This is a genomic window from Sorangium sp. So ce426 (assembly GCF_051475585.1).
GTDB classification, from domain to species: Bacteria; Myxococcota_A; Polyangia; order Polyangiales; family Polyangiaceae; genus Sorangium; species Sorangium cellulosum_B.
The window spans coordinates 10,593,382-10,619,308 of sequence record NZ_CP150341.1; the positions used below are offsets into that span (position 1 = coordinate 10,593,382).

At 72.1% G+C, this 25,927-nt stretch carries 15 protein-coding genes; 4 read left to right on the plus strand and 11 right to left on the minus strand.

Going from position 1 to position 25,927, the window contains the following annotated elements; genetic code table 11:
* Positions 1-110 precede the first annotated feature (110 nt).
* Together WMF44_RS39700 and WMF44_RS39705 are read left to right on the plus strand one after the other, a co-directional pair.
* Positions 111-1,475, plus strand: coding sequence for a hypothetical protein (locus tag WMF44_RS39700; protein WP_437295243.1), 1,365 nt, complete (start codon positions 111-113; stop codon positions 1,473-1,475).
* A gap of 8 nt (positions 1,476-1,483) precedes the next feature.
* On the plus strand, positions 1,484-2,845 hold the full coding sequence (locus WMF44_RS39705; protein WP_437295244.1) for a tetratricopeptide repeat protein: 1,362 nt from the start codon (positions 1,484-1,486) through the stop codon (positions 2,843-2,845).
* Between the two features lie 11 nt (positions 2,846-2,856).
* Here the strand turns inward: WMF44_RS39705 and WMF44_RS39710 are convergent, their stop codons facing one another.
* The 11 genes from WMF44_RS39710 to WMF44_RS39760 form a co-directional block, all read right to left on the minus strand.
* Complete coding sequence (locus WMF44_RS39710; RefSeq protein WP_437301665.1) at positions 2,857-3,462, minus strand: Uma2 family endonuclease; 606 nt, start codon at positions 3,460-3,462, stop codon at positions 2,857-2,859.
* Positions 3,463-3,639: 177 nt separating this feature from the next.
* A complete protein-coding gene (locus WMF44_RS39715) occupies positions 3,640-4,227 on the minus strand; it encodes a Uma2 family endonuclease (protein ID WP_437295245.1) in 588 nt (195 codons plus the stop codon).
* Positions 4,228-4,375: 148 nt separating this feature from the next.
* A complete protein-coding gene (locus WMF44_RS39720) occupies positions 4,376-9,004 on the minus strand; it encodes a capsule biosynthesis protein CapB (protein WP_437295246.1) in 4,629 nt (1,542 codons plus the stop codon).
* A gap of 202 nt (positions 9,005-9,206) precedes the next feature.
* Positions 9,207-10,040: a KPN_02809 family neutral zinc metallopeptidase gene (gene ypfJ, locus WMF44_RS39725; RefSeq protein WP_437295247.1), complete on the minus strand. Its 834-nt coding sequence runs from the start codon at positions 10,038-10,040 to the stop codon at positions 9,207-9,209.
* 372 nt (positions 10,041-10,412) lie between these two features.
* Positions 10,413-11,108, minus strand: coding sequence for a hypothetical protein (locus WMF44_RS39730; RefSeq protein ID WP_437295248.1), 696 nt, complete (start codon positions 11,106-11,108; stop codon positions 10,413-10,415).
* A gap of 127 nt (positions 11,109-11,235) precedes the next feature.
* Positions 11,236-11,706, minus strand: coding sequence for a hypothetical protein (locus tag WMF44_RS39735; protein WP_437295249.1), 471 nt, complete (start codon positions 11,704-11,706; stop codon positions 11,236-11,238).
* Between the two features lie 389 nt (positions 11,707-12,095).
* Positions 12,096-13,286, minus strand: coding sequence for a ferritin-like domain-containing protein (locus WMF44_RS39740; protein WP_437295250.1), 1,191 nt, complete (start codon positions 13,284-13,286; stop codon positions 12,096-12,098).
* A gap of 253 nt (positions 13,287-13,539) precedes the next feature.
* The gene (locus tag WMF44_RS39745; protein WP_437295251.1) at positions 13,540-14,538 is read right to left on the minus strand and encodes an ADYC domain-containing protein; all 999 of its coding nucleotides are present in this window, start codon (positions 14,536-14,538) and stop codon (positions 13,540-13,542) included.
* Between the two features lie 130 nt (positions 14,539-14,668).
* Positions 14,669-18,928, minus strand: coding sequence for an nSTAND1 domain-containing NTPase (locus tag WMF44_RS39750; RefSeq protein ID WP_437295252.1), 4,260 nt, complete (start codon positions 18,926-18,928; stop codon positions 14,669-14,671).
* A gap of 157 nt (positions 18,929-19,085) precedes the next feature.
* Positions 19,086-19,475 carry a nuclear transport factor 2 family protein gene (locus tag WMF44_RS39755; RefSeq protein WP_437295253.1) on the minus strand — a complete coding sequence of 130 codons (390 nt, stop codon included), beginning with the start codon at positions 19,473-19,475 and terminating at the stop codon, positions 19,086-19,088.
* A gap of 379 nt (positions 19,476-19,854) precedes the next feature.
* The gene (locus tag WMF44_RS39760; RefSeq protein ID WP_437295254.1) at positions 19,855-20,985 is read right to left on the minus strand and encodes a WD40/YVTN/BNR-like repeat-containing protein; all 1,131 of its coding nucleotides are present in this window, start codon (positions 20,983-20,985) and stop codon (positions 19,855-19,857) included.
* Positions 20,986-21,173: 188 nt separating this feature from the next.
* Between WMF44_RS39760 and WMF44_RS39765 the strand changes: the two genes are divergently transcribed.
* Positions 21,174-23,954 carry a protein kinase domain-containing protein gene (locus tag WMF44_RS39765; RefSeq protein WP_437295255.1) on the plus strand — a complete coding sequence of 927 codons (2,781 nt, stop codon included), beginning with the start codon at positions 21,174-21,176 and terminating at the stop codon, positions 23,952-23,954.
* Positions 23,951-25,900, plus strand: a complete 1,950-nt coding sequence (locus WMF44_RS39770; protein WP_437295256.1) for an SIR2 family protein — start codon at positions 23,951-23,953, stop codon at positions 25,898-25,900. Before WMF44_RS39765 ends, WMF44_RS39770 begins: the two co-directional genes overlap by 4 nt.
* Positions 25,901-25,927 lie beyond the last annotated feature (27 nt).

The window sequence follows — 25,927 nt, forward strand, 5'->3', positions numbered from 1 at the left end:
TGCCGGCCATGGCGACAGCGCTAGCCAACCACATGTAATTACTCATTATTCAGCGCCAACCCGAGTCCGCCTAGCGGCCCGGGCTCGGTTGCGGCAAGGTGCACCGCATCATGGCTGCCCGCTTCGAATCGATCGTCCTGACCGACCAGCTCGAGCTCCCGGCTCGGGATGCGCGCTCGGTCCGCGCTGCCTGCAATCCCCGGATCGATCTGGTCGGCAAGGACCTGCTGGCGCTGCGAGAGGATCTCTCGAGCGTGCGCGGCGGCAACCGCATCCAGCGGATGGAGGAGTGCATTCGGGGCTCGCTCCGCGGCGACTACCAGGTCCAGCTCCTCAGTGGGCACCCCGGCAGCGGGAAATCGACCGAGCTCCGCTGGCTCGCCGGCGAGCTGCAAAAGGACAGACAAGGGCAGAGCTTTCACGCTGTCGTGGTCGATCTACAGGAATACCTTGACGTCCGGGATATCCAACTTCCTGAGTTCATCACGGCGATCTTCTCTGCGATCCTGGATGACGAGGTGCTCGGTCCTTATGCGCGAACATCGATCACGGCAAGGAAGGTGTGGAAAGAGGTCCTGTCCTGGGTGAAAGGGTTGGGCATCTCGCTCGACGCTGAGATCCCCGCGGGCGTAGCCAAGCTCAAGCTGTCGCTCAAGACGTCGCCCGGCCTGCAGAAGCGCTACCGCGAGGCGAGCCGCGATCATGTGACATCGCTGATCGAGGGCCTCGGCGATCTGATCCAAGACGTGCGCTCTCATCTCGTGAAGCAGGACATCGAGGATCTCGTCATCATCGCCGACAACCTGGAGCGCATCGAACGACTCCAGCTCGACGACGGCACAAAGCGCACGACACACGATCTCTTCTTCCTGGAGCAGCTTCCGCTGATCCAGAACGTCCCTGTTCACCTCATCGTCACGATCCCCGTCTCGCTGCACTTCACCCAGGGGCGCCTCCGACACGTCTACCGCGCCCCGAACGACGTCGTCTTGCCCATGATCGCCGTCCGCGCGCGGGGGACCGGCGCCGAGATCCCCGACGAGGCGGGCGTGGCGGCGCTCCGCAGAATGCTCGCGCGCCGGATCGACTGCTCGGTCGTGTTCGCCGACGACGACGCGCTCCGTCACGCGATCGTCCAGTCTGGCGGCTGCCTGCGCGATCTGCTCCGCATCGTGACGCAGGGCGCGCTCATGAAGCCCGAGCTCCGGCTGACCCATGCGGAGATCGACGGGGTGATCAAGGAGTTCGTGGGCAACATGGAGCGGCTGCTTCAGGGCCGAGCGTACCTCGCTGAGCTCCACCACATCGTCAACACGGGTTCTTTCCCGGGCGCCTTCGATGATGAGGCACGCCAGTGGCTGCTCTACGAGCTCGTCGTGCTCGAGTACAACGGGGAGACCTGGTACGACGTGCACCCGTTCGCGCGGCGGACGCACGCGTTCCGGCAGGCGCGCAGCGCGCCGACCGGGGGCTGAGCGGCGTCGTGCTCGACATCGACGCGGACGGCAGGGTGGACGCACTCTGGCGGGCCGTCGCCTGGAGCGAGTCGTTCGCGCTGATCTTCGTGCACGTCCCCCCAGGCCCGGCGCGGGACGAGCTGCTCGATCGCTTCCAGGCTTGGTCGGGGCGCGACGGGATGCCCGACGTCCTCTTGGTCACGCTCGGCGCGGCGGAGCGGCCGTTCGACAAGCTGGAGAAGCTCGGCCTTGGCGACGCGGGGCGGACGGCGGTGGTCCTTGTCGGGCTTGAGCAATGCGACGTGGGCGCGCGCGTCTCCCCCGCGCTGGCCGAGCTGAACTTCGCAAGGGATCTCCTGCCGCGGCTCGTGCCGGGGCCGCTCGTGCTGATGGCGTCGGACGAGGTGTTCGATGCGCTGCTTCGAAGCGCACCGGACCTCTTCACGTGGCGGCAGTTCGAGATCAGCGTGAGGGCTGCTGGAGAGCCGCAAGCGCAGCGGGAAGAGAGGGCGCACGCGCACCTGCCGCCGTCGAAGGGGAGCCTGGAGGAGGCACAGGCCGAGGTCGCTCGGCTCTCTAAGCTGCTGCAGGGCGTGGTTGAGCGGCGGACGGGGCATGGCGATCTCGAGGGTGCAAGGGTGCGGCTTCGGCTTGGCCGCGCATTGCTGGATGCCTATCGGTACGACGAGGCAGACGTTGAGCTGCGGGGCGCCTTGGAGGCATATCGGGCCGCGGGCGAGGCCAAGGGCGAGGCCGATAGCTTGCATGCCATCGGCCTCATCGCGTTGCACCGTGCGGATTATGAGCAGGCACGCCTGCATTTCGAGAAGGCGTTGCCGCTCTATCGTCGCATCGGCGATGCGCTCGGCGAGGCCAACTGCATCCACGACCTCGGGGACATCGCGTTGAACCGCTCAAACCACGAGCAGGCGCGCCTGCATTTCGAGCAGGCGCTGCCGCTCTATCGCCGCATCGGCAGTGTGCTCAGCGAGGCCAACTGCGTCCAGGGCCTTGGGATCATCGCGCTGCAACACTCGGATTATGAACAGGCGCGCACGCACTTCGAGCAGGCGCTTCCGCTCTGCCGCCGCGTCGGCAACGTGCTCGCCGAGGCCAATTGCATCCTAAACCTCGGTGACGTCGCACGCGATCGATCCGACCACGACGCTGCTCGCGCTTGCTACGAGCAGGCGCTGCGACTCTTCCAGCGCCTCTCGGAGCCGTACTCAATCGGCCTCACGCACGAGCGGCTGGCACGCATCGCCACCGACGCAGATCTCCGCCGCAGACACGTGGAAGCTGCGCATGCGGCCTGGGCGAGCATCGGTCGGCTCGACCCGTTGGAGGAGCTCGTCCCCGGTTCGGGGAACGATCCGTCCGGTGCCTGACAAAGAGAACGTTACTCGGCCGGCTCCTCGTCCCCCAGCCGGTCGAGCTCGCCCCAGAGCTCGTCCAGATCGACCACCAGCCCGTCGCACCCCGGCACCGCCTCGACGCGCCCGCTCGCGGCTGCCTGCGCCCACACGTAGCGCCCGTCCGGGCCGAGCTCGTAGATCTCCAGCATCCTCGTCGCCGGATCGAGCAGCCAGTACCAGCGCACGCCGAACGCCGCATACTCGCGCAGCTTCTCGATTCGGTCGCGGTGGACATCGCGCGGCCGCGGCGAGACCACCTCGATCATCACGTCCGGCGGGCGCCGCATGGGCCCGCGCCGCGGCGGGGGCCTCTGCCCGGGCAGCACCATGGAGACGTCCGGCTTGCGCCCGCTGCCCTTGCGGAGGAGGTACTTGAGCTCCGAGCCGGCCACGAAACCGCCGCGGGCCGCTGCCCACGCGCCGAGCACCCGGATGAGCCACATGACGGCGGTCTCGTGGATCCAGTCCGGCACCTCTTCCTCCACGAGCACGCCGCCGACGAGCTCGCCCGGCTCGTCTTCGGCAAGCTCCAGCCAGGCCTCATCGCTGAGGCGGTCCGAGCTGTCCCGAGCAACGGCGGCGCCAGCCATCACGGCTTGTGAGGATAGCACGCTTCCACCCCACGGCGCCGCCCTGCTCCTTGGCCGCGCGCACCGCGGCGAGCGCCTCGCGGAGATCGAGAATGCCCCCGGCGCTCTCGAGGCACACAGCTCAATCGCCCGCGGACGGCGCGAGCGGCACCTTGAGGCGCTCTCGAGGCACACAGCTCAATCGCTCGCGGACGGCGCGAGCGGCACCTTGAGATAGACGCGATCGACGTCGATCACGACGCCGACCGACTCGAGCTCGATCTGCGCGCCGGGGCCCAGGATCGACAGCAGCCACCGGCCGTCCGGCTGCCGCTGGAAGTGCTCGATGCGCACCTCCTTCTGGGAGACGAGCACATACTCCGCGATCGAGGGGACGCTCCGGTACTGCGCGAACTTGTCGCCGCGATCGTAGGCCTCCGATGAGTCGGAGAGCACCTCGACGATGACGTTCGGGTTGAGGAGCGTGTCGATCTCCGCGTCCTCGAACACGGGATCGCCGCAGACGACGGACGCGTCGGGGTACACGTAGCGCCCCGTGGGCGCGATCTTGACGCGCATGTCGGAGGTGTGGACCTCGCAGGCGCGCTCGAGCAGCGCATTGCCGAGCTCGCGCTGGATGTTCCCCGCCAGCAGGCTGTGCGCCCGGGTGCAGCCCGACATCGCGAAGATCTCGCCGTTCGCGTACTCGTGCTTCTGCTCGGAAGCCCGCTCGAACGCGAGGTACTCCGCGGGGGAGAGGCCGGTGCGCCTGGCAGGATGTCCCATCGCCCGGACAGCTTAGGGCATCCGCCCCTCGGGGGCGAGACGCCCCGCCTGCCGTGCCGCCACGCGCCCCCGGCGCGCGCTCCCCTACGCCCCTACGCCCCTACGCCCCTACGCCCCTACGCCCCTACGCCCCTACGCCCCTACGCCCCTACCCGGATTCCGCCGCCGCCCCCGGCGGCGCGGCCGGCTCGGCCTTCTTCGGCTGCTTCTTCCGGCGGCTCTCCAGCCACGCCCTGCGCTTCTCCACCCACTTGGCGAGATCCTTCGCCAGCCAGCCGCCCTTCTGCCGGCCCACGATCTCCCGCAGCAGCAGCGCGGCCTGGCCGTGGCCGATGCGCATCGCGAACAGATCGTCCATCACGATCTTCGCCCACCGCGTCCGGCGCACCGAGTCCATGTGATCGACGAACTGCTCCACCCGGAGCAGCACCTTCGTCCCGACCCCCGTCTTGCCCGTCACCACGAGCGCCGCCGTCTTCTCCTTGTCGAGCGCCTCGAGCCTGCGGATCGCCCCGTCGATCAGGTTCGCGTGCTCCGCCCACCCGGCGCCGCCCTGCTCCTTCGCCGCGCGCGTCGCGGCGAGCGCCTCGCGCAGATCGATCAGGCCGAAATCCGAGTACGACAGGAAGAACGTCAGCACCTCGCGCCGCGCCGACGCGTTGCTCTGCATCCGCTCGATCGCGGTCCTCACGCGATCCATCGAGAGCCACCGGTAGACGAAGTCGAGCCCGGTCCCCTTGATGTTCTGCGACCCCATCAGCCGCGCGTCGAACCCCGGCGGGATCTCGCGCGTGATGAAGTCGATCACCTTGTCCCCCTTCGCGTCGGCGTTCCACAGGACCGCGATGCGCTCGAGGCACAGCTCGCGGAACGCCGCGCGGAACGCCTGGTTGGCCTCGGCGTCAGCGCCCCGCGACAGCGCCGCCTCCACCTCCGCGCGCGCCTTGTCGCGGCGGGCGAGCCGGCGCGACAGCCGCGCCGCGTGGTGGACGATGTCCGGGCGGATGTCGTCCTCCCCCGCCGGCGGCGCGTGCGCCTCCAGCGCCTGCTTCACCGCCGCCTCGATCGCCTCGGGCTCCCCCTTCTTCCCCGCCACCGCGGGGCCGCCCACGATCGCCGCCGCCGCCGCCTCGTCGATCGCCGGCAGCGCGCGCAGCATCCGGGTGAGATCCTCCTCGAAGGCGCCCGCCCGCGCCGGGACGCCGACCTTCTTCATCTGCTCGTCGAAGCGCTCGAGCGCGCGCTCCTTGCCCCCGTCGCCCGTGATCACCATGTCCCGGAGCCGCGCGTCGAGCCCCTCGGTGATGAACTGCATCATCCCGCCGAGGTTCGAGTTGATCAGCACCACGTGATCGACCCCGATGTCCTCCACGATGATCTGCGCGAACACGCGCGACCGCGCGACCCGGTCCGCGCGGTTGTTCACCACCATCACCGTCGCCTTGCCGGGCGTCGCGTCCATGTCGTGCTTGTCGAACGCGAGCCGCGTCCAGTTCGACATGAACCCGGCGCGCTCGTTCGCGCTCATCCCGTTCGAGAACGTGAGCTTCCGCCCCCGGTACTGCACCGTCGGGTACGTCTTCAGGACGCCGAGATCGAGGATCACGTGATCCGCGATCTCGACCAGCGCGAACTCGCGATCGACGCCGAAATGGTCCGCGAGCGCCAGCACGAGCGCCACGTTGCGCGGGTGCTCCTGGTAGGGGAGCCGATCCAGGAGGTCGACCGGCAGGAGGTCGGCGTCGATCGGCGGGATCGCGACGAGGTTCGTCCCCTTCCGCTGCGCCTGGTCCTTGAGCAGCGGGAGCATCTGCTCCTCCGTCGTGAACGACAGCCCGTCCGTGGGCATGAAGCGCGCGATCACCCGGGCGACGTCCTCGCCCCCGGGGCCCTGGATGTCCTCGTGATCCGGGTAGGCGTTCGTCAGCGTCGTGATCTCGTCGCGCATCCACTCGGAGCAGAGCGTGTCCACGAAGAGCGGCTGGAGCGCCATGCACTCCCACAGGAACACCTGGGCGCGGAGGTTCCGCCCGGCCGTGAGGATGTTCCGCTGCTCCCAGATCGTGGCCTTGTCGTACGGGCGGTAGATGAAGATCTCCTGCGCCGGCAGGTCGCGCATGGCGTGGATGAACATCGCCTCGCAGCCGGTCGTCTTCACGACGACGTCGTAGCGGAGCGCGTGGAACAGCGCGGCCTTGAGCCGCTCCGAGCCGCTCTTGCCGCGCGTGCCCCAGCCGCCGATCGTGAGCGGGATGCCCCGGCGGGCGCGCTCGATCTGCGCCGCGATCCACGCGGCCCGCAGCACCATGTACGCGAGGACGAGGAACACGATCCACGCGAGCTGCGTCGGGACGTTGCCCGCCGGCGAGACGAGGTACGAGAAGAAGCCGTCGATCCAGACGGGCACCGACGGGCCGGCGAGCCAGTCGCGGCCGCTCTGGAGCAAGGGCGGCAGCGCGACCGCGAGGTACTTGCCCGGCAGGTGCGGCTCGATCGCGTACGGGCGACCCTCGACCTCGCCCCCGGTGTCGCCGAGCGCGACGGTGAAGCCGAGCTCGCCCGTCATCAGCGTGAACTTCTTCTGCTCGGCCGGCTCCTGCGCCACGAGCGCGCGCATGCGGGCCTGGGCGTAGCGGTCGTAGCGCAGCGTGAGCAGGGCGCGGGCGCGCAGCCGGTGCGCGAGCTTGGCCGGGCCGCGCACCGTGACCGTGCCGCGCGCCGTGATGAGGCGGATCTCGCGCTGGGTCAGGCTGGCGGCGGCGAGCAGGTCGTCGATGCGGGGGACGAACGGCCCCCAGCCGCCGACGGGCGGGTAGACGTGGCGCTCGCCCGGCACGCGCGTCGGCGTGACCTCCGCCATGCCGACCGGCGGCGCGACGAGCTCGCCCGCGAACAGGCGGCCGCTCGTGTGGATCCACCCCTTGCGCTTGTCCGGCATCGGCGTGCGCATCTCGTGGATGAGCCGCCAGAGGCGGAAGCCGCGCGGCTCGCCGCGCGTGAGCAGGTACCGCCCCCGGCCGCGGCGCCGCAGCGTGTACGTCATGTCGCCGCGCGACGCGACGACGAGCGCGCGCTCGACGTCCCTGGGCTCGGCGTCGGCCGGGAGCTCGACCGGCGCGCTCTCGCCCTCCAGCAGCTCCGACGCCGCGGCGAGGAGCGTCTGGCGGATGTGCTCGGCGACCGGGCGGCTCTCGACCTCGAGCAGCCGCAGCGCGGCGGCGGCGTCGTCCGACAGGTCCGGCGAGATCGCCGGGCGGCTCGCGAACTCGGCCAGCAGCTCGACGAAGGTCCCCGGAGGCAGCGGGGCGTAGGGCCCGGCGCAGAGCGTGCGCACCGCCTCGAGGGCCGCGCGGGACGCGAGCGGCGGGCCTGGCTTCGCGAGGGCGAAGCGGACGGCGCGCTCGGCGAACGGGGCGGCGTCCGCGTGGTCGGTCGCGTGCCGCGAGAGCTCCCGCAGCGCGTAGCCGCGGACGCGAGGCGACCCGTCGCCCTCGGCGATCTCGGCGAGCGCCGTGAGGGCCTCCGCGCCGCCGAGCTCGACGAGCTGGCGAACGAGCTCCTGGCGGACGTGCTCGCTCGGGTCGTCGCGGGCGAGCAGCGCGATGGCGAGCGGGTCCGCGCTCGCGGGCGCCACGCGGGCGGGCGGCGCGCCGGCGGCGGGATCGGCGCTGAGCCGGGGCGCCGAGTCGGGCGCGGGCGTGTCGGGCGGCCCTTCGCCCTCGCGGGCGCCTCCGGAGGCGGCGGCGGCCTCCGGCGCGATGGTCGACCGGCTGGCGCGGCTCGGCTGCGCGCCGTTCGAGCGGCGCGGGTCCCGCGGGGCGCCGGCGAGGCGCGCCGCGCGGTCGAGCGGGATCACCGGGGCGGACGGGCGCGCCGCCGCGCCGAGGAGGCGCAGGGCGTTGCGGCGGAGGATGGGGCCGTCCTTGTCGGCGGCGTCGCGCGCGCGGAGGCGCTCGGCCAGCAGGGAGAACGCCTCGTCGGGGAACAGGAGGACGCCGATCTCGAGGGCGGCGATCTGCACCCAGCGGGACGCGTTGACCCCGCGCGACCACGCCAGCACGGAGCGGGCCGCGTCGAGCCCGAGGTGGCCGAGGCGCTCGCGCGCCGGGAGGCGGTGCAGGAGGGCGACGGCGGCGAGCAGCGCGGCCCGGCGGACGGGCGCGGGGCGGCTCGGCTCGGCGTGCGCCATGGCGAGCCGGAGGGCGCCGCCGTCGCGGGCGACGTGCACCGCGTCGGACGGGTCGTCGAGGTGCTTCGCGAGGTGGGTGAGGGCGTGGTAGGCGACCTCGATCTCGTCGAGGCGGTCGGCGATGGCGGTGGCGAAGCGCTCCTGGGCCGCCTCGAGGTCGAGGTTGCGGCCGAGCGCCGACAGGTCGCCGGCTCGCTCGACGCGCGCGGCGGCCCAGCCGAGCAGGGAGGCGGCGCCGCTCCTCTCGCGTTGCTCGCGCTCTCGCGCCCAGACGCGGAGCTGCCGGGCGAGGAGCTCGCGCCGCTCGGCGGGGGTGGCGGCCGACTGGTAGGCCAGCACGAGCGCAGACTCGGCGCTGCGCAGCCGGTCGACCTCGGCGGCCGCGCCGTCGGCGCACCGGGCGAGCGCGGCGAGCAGCGCGGGCCTCGGGTGCTCCTCGTCGCCCAGGTCGGCCGTGACGCGCGCGACGACCGTGGCGATGGCGCGCGGGCGCAGGCGCACCTCGATCTGGGGGAGGCTGTCCTCGATGACCTCCGCGATCGATCGTGGCGCGGCGGTCCAGGAGTCAGGCGACTCGCGCGAGCTCACGGCGCCTCCGCGAGCGCGCGAGGGCGAAGGGGACGCGCACGAGGGCGGAGGCGGCCTTGCGTCGGGGAGCGAGGGGCACCGTGCGGCGAGACCATCGGCGGGCGAGCAGCGTACACCGTCGCGCGGAGCTGTCGCGAGCCGCCGCTCGTGCGATCTGCGCGCCCCTCGCCTTCCCGCGCGCGGGAAGGCGGACGGCGCCTGTTCAGGGCGAGCTCTCGGCGAATGTGTCGCAGTCCTCGACGCGGCCGCCCTGCATGCCGCGCTTGAACCAGGCGACCCGCTGCGCCGACGAGCCGTGCGTCCACGTCTCCGGGTTGACCCTGCCGGTCGCGGCCTTCTGCAGCCGGTCGTCGCCGATCGCGGAGGCGGCCCGGAGGGCCTCGTCGACGTCGCCCGCCTCGAGCAGGTCGCGCTTCTGCGTGGAGTGGGCCCACACGCCGGCGAAGCAGTCCGCCTGGAGCTCCATCTTCACGGAGAGCGCGTTCTTCTCGCCCGGGCGCGCGGCCTGCAGCTGGCGCAGGCGGCGCTCGGTCCCGAGCACGTTCTGCACGTGGTGGCCGATCTCGTGGGCGAGCACGTACGCCTGGGCGAAGTCGCCCGGCGCGCCGAACCGCGCCTTGAGCTCGCGGTAGAAGCCGAGGTCGATGTACGCCGTCCGGTCCGCCGGGCAGTAGAACGGGCCCATCGCCGACTCGCCGATACCGCAGCCCGACCTCACGGAGTCGGTGAACACCGTCAGCACGGGCGCCGGATAGCGCTGCCCCGTCCGGCTGAACACCTGCGTCCACACGGCCTCCGTGTCATCGAGGACGAAGGAGACGAAATCGACGAGCCGCTCCTCCTCGGGCGAGCTCGCGCGCCCGCTCTGCGCGCCGGGGATCGCGGAGCCCTGACCGAGCCCCGACAGGAGATCCTTCCCGAAGACCAGCGAGAGCACGAGCAGGATCACCGTCCCGCCCACACCGAGCTTCGCTCCGCCGGATGCGCCGCGAAGGTCTCGGAGTTTTGCACTGCGTTTCCCAGGTGTCCAGCGCATGGCCAGCGCATGTATAGCGTGGACCGCGCATCGGGTGGTACCTTAGCTTTCGGTCAGGACGTGCGGGGTTTGCGCGCCTGGTGGCGGCGCCGGCCTGGCGGCGCGGCGCGCGACCGAGCGAATCGCCGCCTGCGCCTTGCCATGAAGAACACGAGGCCTCTCTCGGCGTCTCCCGAGAAGACACCTCTCTGCGCCTTCAGGCGTCCTGGCGGCGCCTCTCCTCGGCTCGCCGATAATACGAGCTCCCGTTCCCGCTCGTCGTCGACGCCGGAGGCGCAGTCGCCAGGGGCCTCGGCGATCCTCGCCGCCGCGAAGAGCTGAGCGCCTCCGGAGGTCGCCACGCGCTCGCCGCCGGCCGAGCCTTCCGGCGGTTCAGCGGCGGGCGAGGCCGGCGCGCTGCGTCGCGCAGTCGAACACGATCTGCGCCAGATAGGGCGCAGAGGGGTCCTCGGGGGGGGGCACCGAGATGCTCTTCGTGCACCTCTCCCGATAGGGATGCCCGGCGAGGGAGCCCGCGTCTTTCATCACCTCGGGTGTGTAGGCGGGCCACCTTATCGTGGCCGCGCAGGAGGTCGTGCGGCAGTCCACGTCCACGACCTCGAGCGTTCGGCCCGGCGCGATCGCGCCGAGGTCCGCCTGGAAGCTCTCCTCCGCCCTCCCGGCCCATCCCGGGTCGCGGCGCTGCTGCGCGTGCGCGTCGATGACGCCCGTCCACCAGGCGGCTTCCTCGCGGCGCATCGCCTCGGGGTCGAGCGGCTCCGCGCCCTCGCGCCCCTCGCTCGGGGCGGCCTCGGAGCCCTCCTCCTGCGGATCGGCGGCGCTCTCGAGATCGGCGACGCGGCGCTCCAGCCGCCCCACCCGTTCGGCGTCGCCCTGGCCCGCGGCGCGCTCGCGCGCCGGGTCCTGGATCACGCGCGCTCCGCGCGAGGGTGCCTCCCGTGGGGGTTGCTCTTCGGCGGGCGCGGTCCTGAGCAGGCTCACGAGCGAGGCGAGCAGCGCCGCCGTGGAGATCCCCATCACGGCGAGGCCTGTCCGCGAGGAGCGCAGGCGGGTTCGTTCGTGGTTCATCTTCGTTCCTCTCCCTTCGTGCCGGAGGTCGCGAGCTGGAATCGATGCAGGGGGAATGGCGCAGCCGGGGCCGCGCCCGCCGGCCCGCGAGGCCAGCGGGCGCGGCCCGCGGATGCGGGCGCGCAGCTCAGTAGTCGGTGACCTTGATACCGTTGAGGGAGCTCATGGCGCCGAGGGTCACGTTGACGTAAGGGAACCAGCTCGCGTAGCTCGGGTTCAGCAGGACGCTGGAGGTGACGGCGGGCTGCAGAATGGCGCTGGCGTCGTTCGAATCATCGTCGCCACCGCACACAAAGCTCGTGCCCGTCGGGTTCCTGACGCATGCGCTCGCGCTCGAGAGGCTCCCCAAGGGGTTGAGGACGTACACCTTCAGGGTCACGATGTCGGAGTGCTCCAGCGTGCTGTCCGACGGCAGCGTGCAGGTGATCTTGGTGGAGCTGGAGAGACTGGTGTTGACCACGGACGGGCCCTCGTATCCGCAGTAGCCGACGCCGAGCCGCCGGAACGCCGCCGCCGAGGCGTCGCCGGAGTCGAGCATCACGAGCGAACCCGCGCAGAGACATGCAATCGCACCCAGGGTCTTGATCATCGTCTTCATGGTGATCCCTTGTGGTTTTCGTTTCGCCAACGCGGCCGTCCAGCGGGCCGCGCGCTCGTATCCAGCAAGGCGCGGGCCTGCGCGCGCCGGCGCGGATTGGGGGCACCGCTGACGAGCAGGACCTGCGCCCGCCCCTTGAAAGGAACGCGATCTCCTCCACGGGAATCCCATGGAGGGGAGGTGCAGCGCTGCGCGGCGTAACGGTGGAGCGTCCAACCCGTTACGGGGGGACCTGTGCGGCGGGGTTTCCGCGGCGCAACGCGGTGTATCACCGGCGTAACATCCGCTTTCATCGCTGACGCTGAAGCAGGTCTGCTCGAGGTGGCTCCAAAAGGAGCACGCCTCGGCGATCCTCGCGGCCGCGAAGAGCTGAGCGCCTCCGGAGGTCGCTAGGCGCTCGCCGCCGGCCGAGCCGCCCCCGCGGCGGCCGCGGGCCTCCAGAGCCCCAGCGCGCGCGCGCACGGCAGCACCACCTGGGCGAGCGCCGCGCCCTGCAGCGCGCGCACGTCGGCCACGGCGAGGTGCCCATGCGCCGCGAGCGCCGCGGCGCGGCCGCCGCCCGGCTCGGCCCCCGGCGGGGGCGGACGCCCGAGCGACGCCGCGGCGGCCTCGAACACCTCGGCCACGGCGCGGCGGACCGGCTCGCCGCCCGCCCCGATCGCCCACGCCACCGTCAGCCACGCGAGCTCGGCGTGCCGCGCTTCGTCCTCCGCGATCACCTCGAGCGCCGCCCGCACCGCGGGGTCCTCGGCGCGGGCGCGCTTCTCCGCCGCGATCATCGCGGCCACCGTCTCGCCGACGCAGCCCTCCTCCGCGGCGGCGCGCGCCAGCGCCGCGAGATCCGCGGCGATCGGCACCGCCGGCGACATCGGGAAGGCGGCCGGACCGACAGGACCGCCCCCGTACGCGGTCGCGAGCGAGAACCCGAGGCGGGCGTGACCGACCTCGTCGAGCGCGGCGAGGTGGGCCGCCTCGACGAGCGACGACGGCGCGCCGTGCGCCATGAGATCCAGCGCAAAGCGCGCGAACGACGCCACCGACGCGTGCTCCTCCAGCGCGCTCCGCAGCCAGCCGCCGGCGAGCGTCTCCCGCTCCTCGTCCGTCAGATCCGCCAGCGAAGGCAGCTGCCCACCGGCGCCGCTCGCCGTCGCACGCGCGAGCCACCCCGCCTCGGCCGGCCGCGGCGCCGCCGTGAGGTGGTGCCCGTCCAGGGAAAAGGGCCGTCCCACCGCGGCGCAGTCGATTGTGTTCTCCTCGACGATCACCTCGTAACAGCACGCGCCGTCACGGCGGGTCGCGTCGCTCTCCACCGACACGATCGTGTCTTTCTCCAGCTCCCTGTCCTTGCCGTCGCAGGGCCGGTAGATGGTCCTGAACTCCTCCAGCGCCGCGTCGCGGTCCAGGCAAGCCCCGAGCTCGTCGAACCAGTCGAAGCAACGGAGCTGCTGGGCGCTCTCGGCCTCGGCCGCGGCCTCTCCGCAGCCCGGCGCTGCGACGAGGAGCGCTGCGGCCGCCGAGGGGCCGGCGCTCTGCAGGAGACGGGCAATCAGCGTTCGTCGAAAGGATCGGTCGAGCAGCATGACGTGCACCTCCAGCCCATGCTCGCTGCCTCATGCGCGCGGCGAGGAGCTCGGAACAGGGCGGCTTGTACCTGACGCTCCCGCCCCCATCGCAAGACATGGTCCACCGCCGCGCGGGGCTCGATCGCGCCGAGAGCCGCGGTTTTCGCGGGGAGCGCAGCGGCCCCCCTCGATCGTCGCGCCGCAGCGCTGACACACTCCGGCACTCCCCCGCCCGGGCGCGACCGTGACGGGACCTGCGCGACGGCGCCGCCTACAGCGGGCTCACGTTGGTCGTGAACGACGCGTTCCGCAGAATGCGCCGCTGGCCGAGCGGCGTCGTGAAGCCGTTCTCCTTGTGGAAGGTCGAGGTGCTCCCGCCGCAGCTCGGATCGTCCCCGGCCCAGCGCTCCGGGCAATGCGCCAGGATGTAGTCGCGATCCGGGTTGCTGCTGCCGAGGCCGTTCCACCGGGTGTGCTTGACGCAGGCGGCGCCGTCCACCGTCCACTCGGCCTCGAGGCTCATGCCAGAGCCCACCGTCTCGGTCTGGATGCCGAGCGCATCCCAGACGTCGATCGCCGTCCCGGCTTGGGTGTGCGGCACGCCGTCGCCGCAGTAGTCCGCGCGCACCATGCGGATGCACGCTTGATGGAAGTACGAGAGATCCCTGTCCTCGCAGCCGCTCGCGTTGCACTCCGCCTCGGCCATCCATTCCCTGTAGCCCCACTCGGCGCACTTCCCGATCGCCGCGCCCTGACAGGCGAACGTGAACATGCCCCCGTCGTCCGAGTGGGCCCCCGTCACCGCGTTCCACGTCCCCTTCACCGGGATCGCGTCGAGGCCCTCGCCGCAGATGTTCACCCAGACCCCGGGGCCGGCGCTGTACTTGACCGTGTAGTACTGGAGCCCGTCGCGCTCGACGACGTTCGTGACGCGGACGGCCACCGACGACCCATCGTCCAGGACCGCCTCGACGTCCGCGCCGATGAAGTCGGCCCCGGCGACCGGCGCGCCGTCGCCCTCGCGCGTGCCGACCAGCGTCGTCGCGTCCAGCGAGACGCCGTTGAAGCGGACCCCGTTGAAGCGGACCCCGTTGAAGCGAACCCCGTTGAAGCGGACCCCGTTGAGGGCCATGCCGTTGAGCCTGCTCATCGCGAACGAGCTCTCCGCCAGCGCTTCCTCGTCCTCGCCGCCGTCGATCTCCGCGGCGCAACCGGCGCCGAGGGATATGAGCCCGACCATCGCCCCTGCCAGGAACCCTCGCTTCAACATGATCGCCTCCGAACGCTGCCGCTAAAGCCGTGACGCCTTGCGCATCGACGGTCTTCCCTCGGGCGGTCGGGGCCCGATCACGCGAGCGACGGAGCCCGCGTCGGCTCGAGCGCCGCAGGCCTCGTCGCCTTCACGGTGGTGGAGGGAACGAGGCGCAGATGCGGAGCCCGATCACCGGGTCGAGGAAGGTGCCATCAACGACGGTCCGGTTGTCACTTCGGACCGAGGTTTGATCATAGATATAAGCACCACCTCGCAACAGCACTTTGTCGGGCTCGATCGAAGAAATGGCCCACTCCAGCACGTTTCCCGCCATGTCATCGACCCCGAACGGACTACGTGAGGCGGGGTGCGAGCCCACCTCATCCGGCCCCATCGTGGAGCTCTCCTTGCCGTAGGTCTCATCGAAGTTGGCGTCGGCGGGAGACAGCCTGTCCCCGTGCGGGAAGATGCGGCTGTCGGCGCCCCGCGCCGCGCGCTCCCACTCGTAGTCGGTGCAGAGGCGGGCTCCGCGGACGCGGCCTGTCCTGTGGAGCCACGCGGCATACTCGGTGGCCTGAGCGAAGGAGATGCCCGTGACGGGGAAACGAAGCCAGTCCTGCTGCGCGCGGACCGCCCGCGATGGATACACGAGCGGCTCCCCTGCCCGCGCGGTATACGCCTGGATCGTGGGCTGGATCGTGAGCTGCCACACGCCGCTTGGCGAGCGGCGCAGCCCCAGGGCGCCTGTCATGGCGCCGTTGCCCGCCTGGATGGACGAGCTGCCGCGGGACTCCTTCGGGAGCTCCTGGATGTAGTCGAGCCACTCCTGGAACGTCGTCTCGTGCCGCGCAATCAGGTACGCGCCTGTGCGGATCTCGTGGAGAGGAACGGTGGAGAGGAACGCCCACCGGTACATGTCGTCGAGGGCGGCGCCGAAGAGGAACCGGCCCGGCGGGATGTAGATGTACCCGGGAGGAACGTCCCCGGCGTGCGGGAGCGGGATGGAGAGCTTCAATGACTCTCCGCGTTGGACCAGGAACGGATAACGCACGATGGTGCGATTCCGCGCCTCGCAGGTGAGCAGGTAGGAGCCCTGCGCGAGCGCGATGCTCGCGAAGGGCGTCGTCCCGAGGAGGCGCTGGCCGGTCAGCTGCCGGCGCCCCTCCGCGTCGCTCTCGTACCGCTCCAGCGTGATGTCCGCGCCGGGGGGATCGGTCTCGATGGCGACCTCGGCGGGCGCGTTCCATCGCTGCCGGCGCTCGCCGTCGGGATCGTACGTTGTCATGCGCTGGAGCAGCTCGTCGCGCAGCGAGGCGTGGCCGCGCGCGTCCGCGGCGAGCGCGCGCTCGTAGAGCACGTCGCCGAGCCGCGCGCGCGCGTCGTTGCGGGCGCCGTCGAGCGTGAGCGCCGCCTCCAGCTTCTGGCTCACCTGCAGCTGCAGCCGCTCGGCCTCGGCGGCGCGCCCCTGCGCGCGCTCCCAGAGCGCCTCCCCCTCGTCGCGGCGCCGGCGATCGAACGCCGAGAGCGCCTCCGCGCGGATCGCCTCGGCCTCGGCGCGCTCGATCGCCGCGGCGGACGAGGTGAGCGCGGCCTCGTGGATCTTCCTGTCCGCCCGCGCGGCGAGCTGGCGCGCCGCCCTGAGCTCCAGCGTGCCGTAGAGCAGCGCGGCGACGAGCGGGACGCCCACGACGAGGGCCCACCGGACCGCGCGCTGCGTCAGGACGGCGCGCCGCGACGCCCTCAGGAACGCCGCCTCGCGCGGCGGCAGGTCGGCCGGATCGAGGCCCTTCGCCTCCTTGAGCTGGCGCGCGCTGAAGAGCGCGTCGCGGCGCCGGCCGAGCCGCTCCCACTCGGCGGCCGAGGCGTCGAGGCGCTGGCGCGTCGCGCGCTGCTCGCGCTGCTCCTCGAGCCAGTGGCGCAGCGTCCCCCAGCCGTGGATCAGGGCCTCGTGGGCGATCTCGTAGACCGTCCCCTGCTCGCCTTCGCGGGCGAACAGGAGGCGGCCCTGCACGAGCGCGTCGAGCGCCGCGCGCGCCGCGCCGTCGCCGCCCTTCTCCGCGAGCTCGCCCTCGGCGCGCCGCGCCCGCGTGCCCTGCGGGGTGATGAGCGCGCCGAGCAGCCGCCGCGCGGCCGCGTGGACCTCGGGCGGCATGCGGCCGAGCACGCGATCGGCGTGGCGGGCGAGCGCGCCCTCGACCCCGCCGATCTGCGCGAGATCGGCGCTGCTGAGCGGCGCGTCGGGCGCGGCGCGGGCGTCCCAGAGCTCGGCGAGCGCGAACTGGAGGAGCGGCAGCCCGCCCTCGGCGCGCGCGGTGGACTCGACGAGCGCGTCGACGACCGCGTCGGACTCGAACGCGACGCCCTTGGCCAGCGCCGGCCCGGTGATGGCCTCGCGGAGCTTGTCCGCCGACATCGGGCGGAGCAGGTAGAGCGCGCGCTCGATGTCGTCGCCCAGGCCGGAGATGCCGGCGACGCGCGCGAGGAAGTCGCCGCGCACCGTGGCGAGCAGGCGCAGGGAGGGCGAGCGCGCCGCGAAGGCGCTGAGCACCTCGCCGACGAGCGCCGCCTCGCCCGGGCTGCTCAGCGTCGCGAGCTCCTCCATCTGGTCGATGAACAGCACGAGCCCGCCGCGCTCGCCGAGCCGCGCGCGGAGGTCGCGGGCGAGCGAGCCCGGCGCGGCGCGCACGGCCTCCGCGATGCGCTCGGCGGGCGCGCCGAGGACCGGCTCGAGCGCGGCGGCCAGCGCGGCGAGCGGCTGCCGGCCGGGCACCATCATGGCCGCCTGGAAGGCGCGCCCGCCGCCGAGGGCGCCCTCGAGCACGAGCGAGAGCACGCCGGCGCGGCAGAGCGAGGACTTGCCCGAGCCCGAGTCGCCGGCCACGACGATCATGGGCTCGGAGCGGAGCCGGTCGAGGATCGTCCCCGTCTCGGAGCTGCGCCCGTAGAACACGGCGCGGTGCTCGAGATCGAAGACGAGGAGCCCGCGGTAGGGGTTGCCCTCCGGGGCGACGGATGCGTGGCGGCTCCTGGCGAGCAGCTGTTCGAGCGCGTCGCGCAGCTCGTCGCCCGAGGCGAAGCGGTCGGCCGGGTCGATCTCGAGGCACCGCTCGATGACGGCCGCGAGCCGCGGATCGACGCCCGGCGCGAGGGCGGCGAGGGGCCTGGGCGCCTCGCTCTGGACGACGAGCGGGAGCTCGGTCATCGGCACGTCGTGGTGCGGCGGGACGCCGGCGCAGAGCTCGAAGAGCAGCGCGCCGAGCGAGTACACGTCGGAGCGGCGCGTCGCGAGCTCGTCGCGCCACAGCTCGGGCGGCAGGTAGTGGGGCGTGCCGCCGCCGACGCTCGTCGTCACGTCGAGCAGGCGCGCCGCCATCTCGGCCGCCTCGCGGAACTCGCCCGCGAGCGGCTCATCGCCGGGCGCGATCGCCGCGTCGGCGTCGCACGGAGCTCCTCGCAGGGCCTCGCCGCCAGCGAGCGCGCCCTCGCCGAGCGCGTCGGATCGGCTCCCGGGCATGTCGGATCGCCCTCCGGGACCGTCGGCTCGGGCCCCGGGCATGTCGGATCGCCCTCCGGGACAGTCGGCTCGCGCGCCAGGGACGTCGTACCGCGCGCCAGGGACGTCGTACCGCGCGCCAGGGACGTCGGCTCGCGCGCCAGGGACATCGTACCGCGCCCCAGGGACATCGTACCGCGCCCCAGGGACGTCGGATCGCCCCCCAGGGACGTCGGATCGCCCTCCAGGGATCTCGGATCGCGCCCCGCGCGCGTCGGGTCGCGCGGCCGGCTCGAGGAGCTTGGCGAGGCCGAAGTCGAGGAGCTTCGCCTCGCCCTCCGCGGTGAGCACCGCGTTGGCCGGCTTGATGTCGAGGTGCAGCACCCCCCGGCGGTGGGCGGCCGCGAGGCCCCGCGCAAGGCCCGCCCCGAGCTCGAGCACGCGGCGCGAGGGCATCGGGATGTCGACGCGGTCGAGGCTCTGGCCGCGGACGAACTCCGAGACGACGAACAGCCGCCCCCGGAGCTCGCCGACGCGGTAGACGGCGACGACGTTCGGGTGCTGGATGCGGGCGGCCGCGCGCGCCTCGGCGAGCAGCCGCGCGCGCACCTCGGCGTCCGCGGTCGCCGCGCGAATGAACTTCACCGCGACCATGCGGTCGAGCAGCGTGTCGTGCGCGAGGTAGACGTCGCCCATGCCGCCGCTGCCGAGCTTCTGGAGGAGCCGGTACTCCTCGAACCGGCTCGGCGGGTGGAAGCTCGACGGGCCGGGGCTCTCCGGGCCGAAGCTCGACGGGGCGAGGCTCTCCGGGCCGAAGCTCGACGGCGGCAGGGCGTCGCCCGCCCGCGGCTGCGTCTCCGCGCCGCCGGGGCGCAGGATCGCCTGCGAGAGGGTTGAAGCAATCTTCTCTTTCACGAGGGCCCGCCTCGCGCCAAGCGCCCGGGGACTATACCCGAGCCGAGCGTTCCCTGTGGGGTCCACCGCCTGACGCCGCGCAGCGCAGCGCGGCGAGCGGAGCCCCTCGCCAGCGCTCCGCTGGCGCGCTCCACGGGCGAGGGTCCTCCCCCCGCGCTCAGCCCTGGTCCAGGCCCGTCGACTGGCCCGCCACGTAGCGCCACACGCCCTCGCGGCGCGCATAGACCTGCGTGGAGCGGAACCGCGCGCTGAACGGCTCGCCGTGCCAGGTCCCTTCGTCGCGCACCACGCACGTCACCACGGCGAGCTCGCCGTAGCTGCGCACGCTGACCTCCTCCGCGGTCTGCGCGCTCCAGCGCAGCGCGCCCCGCTCGACCGCCGTCAGGAACTCGGCCTTGCCCCAGAGGGTCCCCTGGGAGTTGACGTACGAGAAGTCGTCTGCGAGGAGGAGCGCGAGCTCGGCGAGGTCGCGCGTCACCAGGGCGCGGGCGCGGCGTTCCATGACGTCGCGGATGGCTTGCTCGAAGGCGGGGTGTTCGTCGGTCATGGAGGTCCGGGGCGCGCAGCGCGGCTCGCATGGCGACGCGCAGGTCCCGAGAAAATCAGCAGAAGGGAAGAGAAACCGCAAGGGCGCGAGGAGCGCAAGGGGCGGGCAAGAGAAGTTCTCGTCTCTGGTCCCTTGCGCCCCTTGTGTCCTTGCGGTTGCTCTCCTTTCCGCATTCCTTGCCCTCGGAGCTTGCTCCCCGGCAGATCGGTCGAGCCTCGCAATCCATTGGAACCATGCAACTACCCGTTCGGGTTCTGCTCGATGTGTCCGCATCGCGAGCAGCTCAGCACCTCCCGAAACCGTCCGCTTCACTGGTGCCTCTGCCCACCGAACCATCCGTCGATTGGTCAACCGAAGCGGGCCCCGCTCGCCCCCGGGTCTACCTGCCGTCTTGAGTCGCTACTCCCGCGAGAACATAGCTCGTGTCGGCCGCGAGCGCGACGACCGCCGCACCCGGCGGGAGCCCGGCGGCGCTCGGTTTCCAGCTCGCGCCTGCGTCGTGGCTGATCGAGACACCTTCCGGTGACGTTCCCACGAGGACGTTCGGGCCCGCGTCGCCGAGAACCCAGGTCGGTGAGCGATCCGTCAGACCGTCAGCGAGATGCCACGTCAGTCCCTCGTCGATGGACCGGTACACCCCTCCCGGGTTGTGCCCGGCGAGGAGGGACTCGCCATGCACGTGAAATCGAAGCGGCACCACGTCTCCCACTCTCCGCCAGCTCCCGCCACCGACGGCAAGCCGATAAAGACCCCTGCTGTACAGAGCGGCGTAGATCCACGTGTTCTTGACCGCCAGGTCAAAGACCTGCGATCCGTCGGGCAACTCGCGGCCGAACGGGATCCACGCCTCGGCGCCATCGGGGAGGACGAAGACGCCCTCGGAATCGGTCCCGGCGTACACGACGGCCCCCTGGACCGCAAGGGATCGTACATTCGGGTCGATGAGGCCCTTGGAGCTTGCACGCCAGGAATGGCCCGCGTCTTCCGTGACGAAGACTCCCGCCCCCTTCGTCCCGGCGAAGAGACGGCGTCCCACGAAGGCGAAGCACTGCACCGCGGAATCCGGGGGAATGTCGCGCCCCGCCCAGCTGTGCCCACCGTCCGCAGAGACAAAAAGTCCGTCATCGGAGCCGGCGTATGCGGTCGTCTCCCGGACCGCGAGGGCGTGGATCCGTCCTCTGGTGGGAAGCCCTCTCCCGGCCAGGCTCCAGGACAGGCCGTGATCGTCAGACCTGTAGACGTGAAAGGAAGAGGTACCTTGTGGCCGGTTCGGGTCGGTTCCGAGCGGCATGGCATCGCTTCGTTCCGCTGGTTCCGCCATGCGACCAGCCCGCTGCTCCTCCGGCTGTGGCCGGTCGTGAACCCAGCCCATCCACAGGCCACAGGCGACGGCAACGATGACCACTGGGCTGAAAACGAACCAGCCGAGCCTCCGGTTCACAGACTTTGGAGCGGGGATGGTCATCTGCGATCTCCTGCCCAGAACCCCGCGGAGCGCGACGTTCGACACGGCCCGCGTCTCGTACCGCGCGTGGCGCCTCCGGAACACAAGCAAGCGGATCCGGCGGCTGTGACCCGTGCACGCGGCTCACCGGAGCGGCGCCGCCCGAGGTCCGATCGTCTCCCTCGTCGACTTCGCCTTCCTCGACCTCGTCGCCATCGTCCCGCGCGGGCTGAGACGGCGGTAGGATCGCCACGGTGAGGGGTGCGCTTTTGCCGGATAGCCGCGTCGGCGGCTACGTGATCCTGGGTTTGCTCGGGAGCGGCGGCTTCGGGCGTGTGTACCGCGCGCGGCCGGTGGCGGGTGGCGCCGAGGTCGCGGTGAAGGTCATCGGCGAACACGGCGCGGCCGAGCGCCTCATCAACGAGATCGGGGTGCTCGCGCGCCTGCGGCACGAGTCCATCGTGACGCTGGTCGATCACGGCGTGCTCGACGATGGGCGGCCCTACATGGTCACGGAGCTCGTGGTGGGCGAGCCGCTCGACGCGCTGCGGCGGAGAGGGCCGCCGCGCCTCGATGATGCCATCGAGATCGTCCGGCGCATCGCCGAGACGCTCGCGTACCTGCATGCGCAGGGCGTGGTGCACGGAGATCTCAAGCCGAGCAACATGATGGCGACACCGGCGGGACGGCTCGTGCTCCTCGACTTCGCGCTCGCGGCGCCGGTCGGGTCAAGCTCACCCACGGGCACCGGCACGATCGCCGGAACGCCGTTGTACATGGCCCCGGAGGCCATCGGCGGGGACGCGCGCGGACCGGCGGTCGACATCTTCGCGCTGGGCGTGGTGGCGTACGAGCTCCTGTGCGGGCGGCTGCCATTCGACGGCGCCACGATCGTCGACGTGCTCGTCAGGATCACGCGCGACGAGCCGGATCCACCGTCGACGTGGAACCCGGCCCTCCCGCGCGAGCTCGACGCGATCGTGCTCCGCGCGCTGCACAAGGATCCCGCGAAGCGGCCTGCAGCCGACGAGCTCGCCCAGGCGCTTCAACGCCTGGCACCCTCGGATGAGCGGGTCGGGGGTGCGCCTCTCTTGTCTTTCTGCGCGGCGCCCACCCCGTCCGAGGACGCGGAGTTCGAGATGGCGACGACCCTCGACATGGTACCGCCGGTCGTGGTCGGCGTCCTCTTGATCGCCGCGGGCCAGGGGCGCGGCACCTACTACGCGATCGCCAGCGACGTCACCATCGGACGGGCCGTACAATGCGGGCTGCAGCTCGACTCCCCATCGGTCTCCCCGCGCCATACTCGCCTGCACGTGGCCGGGCAGGTGGTGACCGTTGAAGATCTCGGCAGCACCCAGGGCACCTTCGTCAACGGCCAGCGCGTCCGCGAGCCGGTCCGGCTCGAGCGCGGCGACGCGCTGCGCGTCGGCGACGTCACGCTGTTCTTCGTACAGCGCCCAGCGGCCGACGCAGAGGAGGTGCGCCACCGCCTGGCGACGCTCGACGAGCGCTGGCAGCGGCTGATCGACGCGGCGGACACCGGCAGCACGCGCTTCGTCGAGGAGAGCCGGAGGCTCCTCGACGAGCTCCTGCGCGAAGCGATCGGCTTCCGCGTCGAGCGCGAGCTCCCCTTGCGCCGGGGCGTCATCGGCTTCCTCGTCGAGGCGCCAATGCTCTGGATCCGCCACACGCGGTTCCCGGTCCTCGTCCTGCAGCAGGACGACGACCCGGCGCTCGTCGATCGGCTCGCCGAGTTCCTCCAGGCAGGGCAGCTCCTCGGGTACTTCATCGTCCTCGTCGCCGTGCCGCCGCCCGGCGCGTCGTCCGGTGCCCGCACGCTGCGGGACCGCATCAACGGGTCCCCCTACCGCTACGACTTTGTAGTGCTCGATCGCGAGCAGCTCGCCTCGCTCGTGATCGCCAACGAGGCGCACCGCTTCGTCGAGATGATCCTCGAGCAGGGCACGGATCCCGGCAGCCTATCGCCCTACGTCGTCCGCGGGCCGGTGCCCGAGAACATGTTCTTCGGGCGCGAGCGCGAGGTGAAGACGCTCACGCAGAGCATCGGCACGCGCAGCTTCGCGGTCGTCGCTGGGCGCCGCATGGGCAAGAGCTCGATCCTCCTCCGCGTGCAGCGCGTGCTCGCGACCGATCCACGCTACGAGCCGCTCTACCTGAGCTGCGAGGATCGACCCACGCGGGGCGAGTTCCTGGCGATGCTCGGCGGCGAGGTCGACACCAAAGGCGGCGGAGCGGTGGATGTGGCGCTCGTGAGGCCGCACATCGCCGCGCTCCGCAAGCACGCCAGCGGGCGGACGGTCGTACTTCTCCTCGACGAGATCGACGCGCTGCTCGCGGACGACGTCGCGCACGGAGGGCGGCTCTTCCGCGCCCTTCGGGCCGTCGCGCACGAGGGACATTGCCGCTTCGTCTTCTCTGGCAGCCGCACGCTCTACCAGCAGCTCCACGATCCCGCCTCGCCGTTCTTCAATTTTTGCGAAGAGCTCTTGCTGCGGCCGCTCGACGACAACGCGGTCGAGGCGATCGTCCGTAAGCCGATGCAGCAGCTCGGCTTCGAGCTGCTGGACCCGGAGCGCGTCGTCGCCGCGATCATGGATGTCACCTCCTCCCATCCGAACCTCGTGCAGCTCGTCTGCCAGCAGCTCGTCGTCGGGACCCTCGATCGGCGGGTCGCCGCTGCAGATGTCGGGCGGATCGCGGCGCAACGCGAGCTCCAGCGCGACGTCATCGAGACGGCCTGGAGCGACACGACGCCATGCGAGCGAATCGTCAGTCTGCTCCTGCCCGGACCGACGTTCTCGCTCGCAGAGCTCATGGCCGAGGCGCGGCGCCGCGGGCTCCTCGACGAGGGGCGTGTGACCGAGGCGCTCGAGATGCTCGATCTCTACAGCCTCGTCGCCTACGACGGGGACCAATACCGCTTCGCGATGGCGGCCTACCCGGCGATGGTGCGGAGATCGCACGACGTCGACGCGCTCATCGCGGGCCTCGCGCGGAGGACCCTCGAATGATCTTCCACCTGCACGGCCCGCTCGATCCAGGCAGCCCGCTCTTCGTCGGCCGGGAGCAGGATCTCGCCCGGATCGAGGGCTGGCTGCGGCACGGCGACGCCGTCGGCGCGGTCCTCGGCGGACGGCAGCTCGGAAAGACGAGCGTGCTGCTACGGGCGCGCGAGCGCGCGCGGCCGTGGCAGCCGATCGCCTTCGTCGACTTCCAGGCGGTCGCCGGGGCCGATCCAGCGGCGTGCGCGCGCCACCTCGCCGATCAGATCGCCGATCAGCTCGGTGGCACGCTCGCCACCGCACCCCCGCTCCCGGGCGGCGCCGGCGGGCTGCAGGCGTTCCTCCGGGCGGCGGCCGGCGCGGCGAAGGCGCCGCGGATCGGCCTCTTCCTCGACGAGCTCGGCGTGCTGCCGGAAGAGACCCGGCGCTGGCTCGGCTCCGCGCTGCGCGCCTCGTTCAACCTCCGGCTGGTCAACCGGGAGCTCGGCCGCTGGACGTTCGTCCTCGCGGGCGGGATCGAGCTCTGCGACATGGCGGTGCACCGCAACTCGCCGCTCCGCAACGTGCTCGATGAGATCTACCTCGGCGGCCTCTCCGAGGCGGCGGTGGCGGCGCTGCTCGCCGCAGCCGAGGCGCCGAGCCTCCCCGCCTCGCGCGCCGCCGAGCTCTGCGCCTTCACGGCGGGGCAGCCGTACCTCACGCAGGCGCTGGCGGAGGAGGTGGCGCGCTCCGGCTCGCTCACGGAGGGGGCGGCGACGCTGCTGCGCGCTGAGGCCCACAACCTGCCGCACGTCTTCCACGCCATCGACCGCGAAGGCCTCGAGCCGGTCTTCCGGCAGATCGTCGCAGAGGAGCCGATCCCCTTCACGCGGCTCGACGACGACATCGCGCGGCTCGAGCTCATCGGTGTGGTCCGAGACGAGGCCGGGCTCTGCCGGCCGAGCAACGCGCTTTACGCCGCCGCGGCGCGGCGTCGCTACAGGATCTCCGCGCCGGCGCCGACGCACGGGCGGCCGGGGCCGATGGTACGTGTCGGCGCGGCGGTTGAGACATCGATGACCTTCCCGCGCAGCCTGGCCGAGGCCGTCCGCAACAGGAGGCTCGTCCCCTTCGTCGGGGCGGGCGTCGCGATGGCGGTGCGGCGGGCCTCCGACGGGAGCTGCCTCTTTCCCAGCTGGCCTGCGCTGCTGGCTGCGGCCGCGGTGCGCCTCGACGAGGAGGGTCGCAAGAAGGATGCGGCGCTCGTCAACGCGCTCCTCTCGCTCGATGCGCCGCGGCTGCTCGAGGCGGCAGAGGAGGCGAAGCGCGCGCTCGGGCCGACCTGGAACCGCTTCCTCGTCGAGCAGCTCAGCCCGGACGCGACGGACGTGGAGCCGGCGTCCCTCGAGCTGGCGCGGCTCGTGTGGGGGCTGGGCAGCCAGCTCGTCATCACCACGAACTACGACGCCGTCCTGCGCTGGGCATGCCCCGATCCCGGCAACCTGCGCGAGTGGATCATCGAGTCCCCGAGCGGCCTGGTCGAGCTCTCTCAGGGCGCGCTGCAGCGGCCCACCGTGTGGCACCTGCACGGCGCCATTCAGCACGTGGACGACATCATCCTCACCCCCGACGGGTACACGACCTTGTACCCGTCGAGCCCTGCGGTCGAGGTCCGCTACACGGCCGCGCTCGAGTCGCTGCGCACGCAGATGGCGGGGCGGACGCTGCTCTTCATCGGCGTCAGCCTCGAGGATCGGGTGTTCGGCGATCAGCTCCGCTGGGTCTCCCACGCCTTCCGGGGCGCGGCCGGCCCGCACTTTGCGCTCGTCCGACGTGAGGACCGGAAGGCGTTCGAGCAGCGCGCCGCAGCGCTCCCGGTCGAGGTCGTCGAGTTCGAGGCGTTCGGCGAGCCCCTGCACGCGCGGCTCCGCGCGCTCGCCGCGGCGGCGCCCGCGGGCGGGGCGGGTCCTCGCTAGCCCACGCCACGCGAAGCACCTGCGAGC

Excerpts from the sequence above, each read along its gene's own strand:
- WMF44_RS39700 (WP_437295243.1), top strand. The coding sequence starts at position 111 with ATGGCTGCCCGCTTCGAATCGATCGTCCTGACCGACCAGCTCGAGCTC.
- WMF44_RS39710 (WP_437301665.1), bottom strand. The coding sequence starts at position 3,462 with ATGGCTGGCGCCGCCGTTGCTCGGGACAGCTCGGACCGCCTCAGCGAT.
- WMF44_RS39715 (WP_437295245.1), bottom strand. The coding sequence starts at position 4,227 with ATGGGACATCCTGCCAGGCGCACCGGCCTCTCCCCCGCGGAGTACCTC.
- ypfJ (WP_437295247.1), bottom strand. The coding sequence starts at position 10,040 with ATGCGCTGGACACCTGGGAAACGCAGTGCAAAACTCCGAGACCTTCGC.
- WMF44_RS39730 (WP_437295248.1), bottom strand. The coding sequence starts at position 11,108 with ATGAACCACGAACGAACCCGCCTGCGCTCCTCGCGGACAGGCCTCGCC.
- WMF44_RS39735 (WP_437295249.1), bottom strand. The coding sequence starts at position 11,706 with ATGAAGACGATGATCAAGACCCTGGGTGCGATTGCATGTCTCTGCGCG.
- WMF44_RS39740 (WP_437295250.1), bottom strand. The coding sequence starts at position 13,286 with ATGCTGCTCGACCGATCCTTTCGACGAACGCTGATTGCCCGTCTCCTG.
- WMF44_RS39745 (WP_437295251.1), bottom strand. The coding sequence starts at position 14,538 with ATGTTGAAGCGAGGGTTCCTGGCAGGGGCGATGGTCGGGCTCATATCC.
- WMF44_RS39755 (WP_437295253.1), bottom strand. The coding sequence starts at position 19,475 with ATGACCGACGAACACCCCGCCTTCGAGCAAGCCATCCGCGACGTCATG.
- WMF44_RS39770 (WP_437295256.1), top strand. The coding sequence starts at position 23,951 with ATGATCTTCCACCTGCACGGCCCGCTCGATCCAGGCAGCCCGCTCTTC.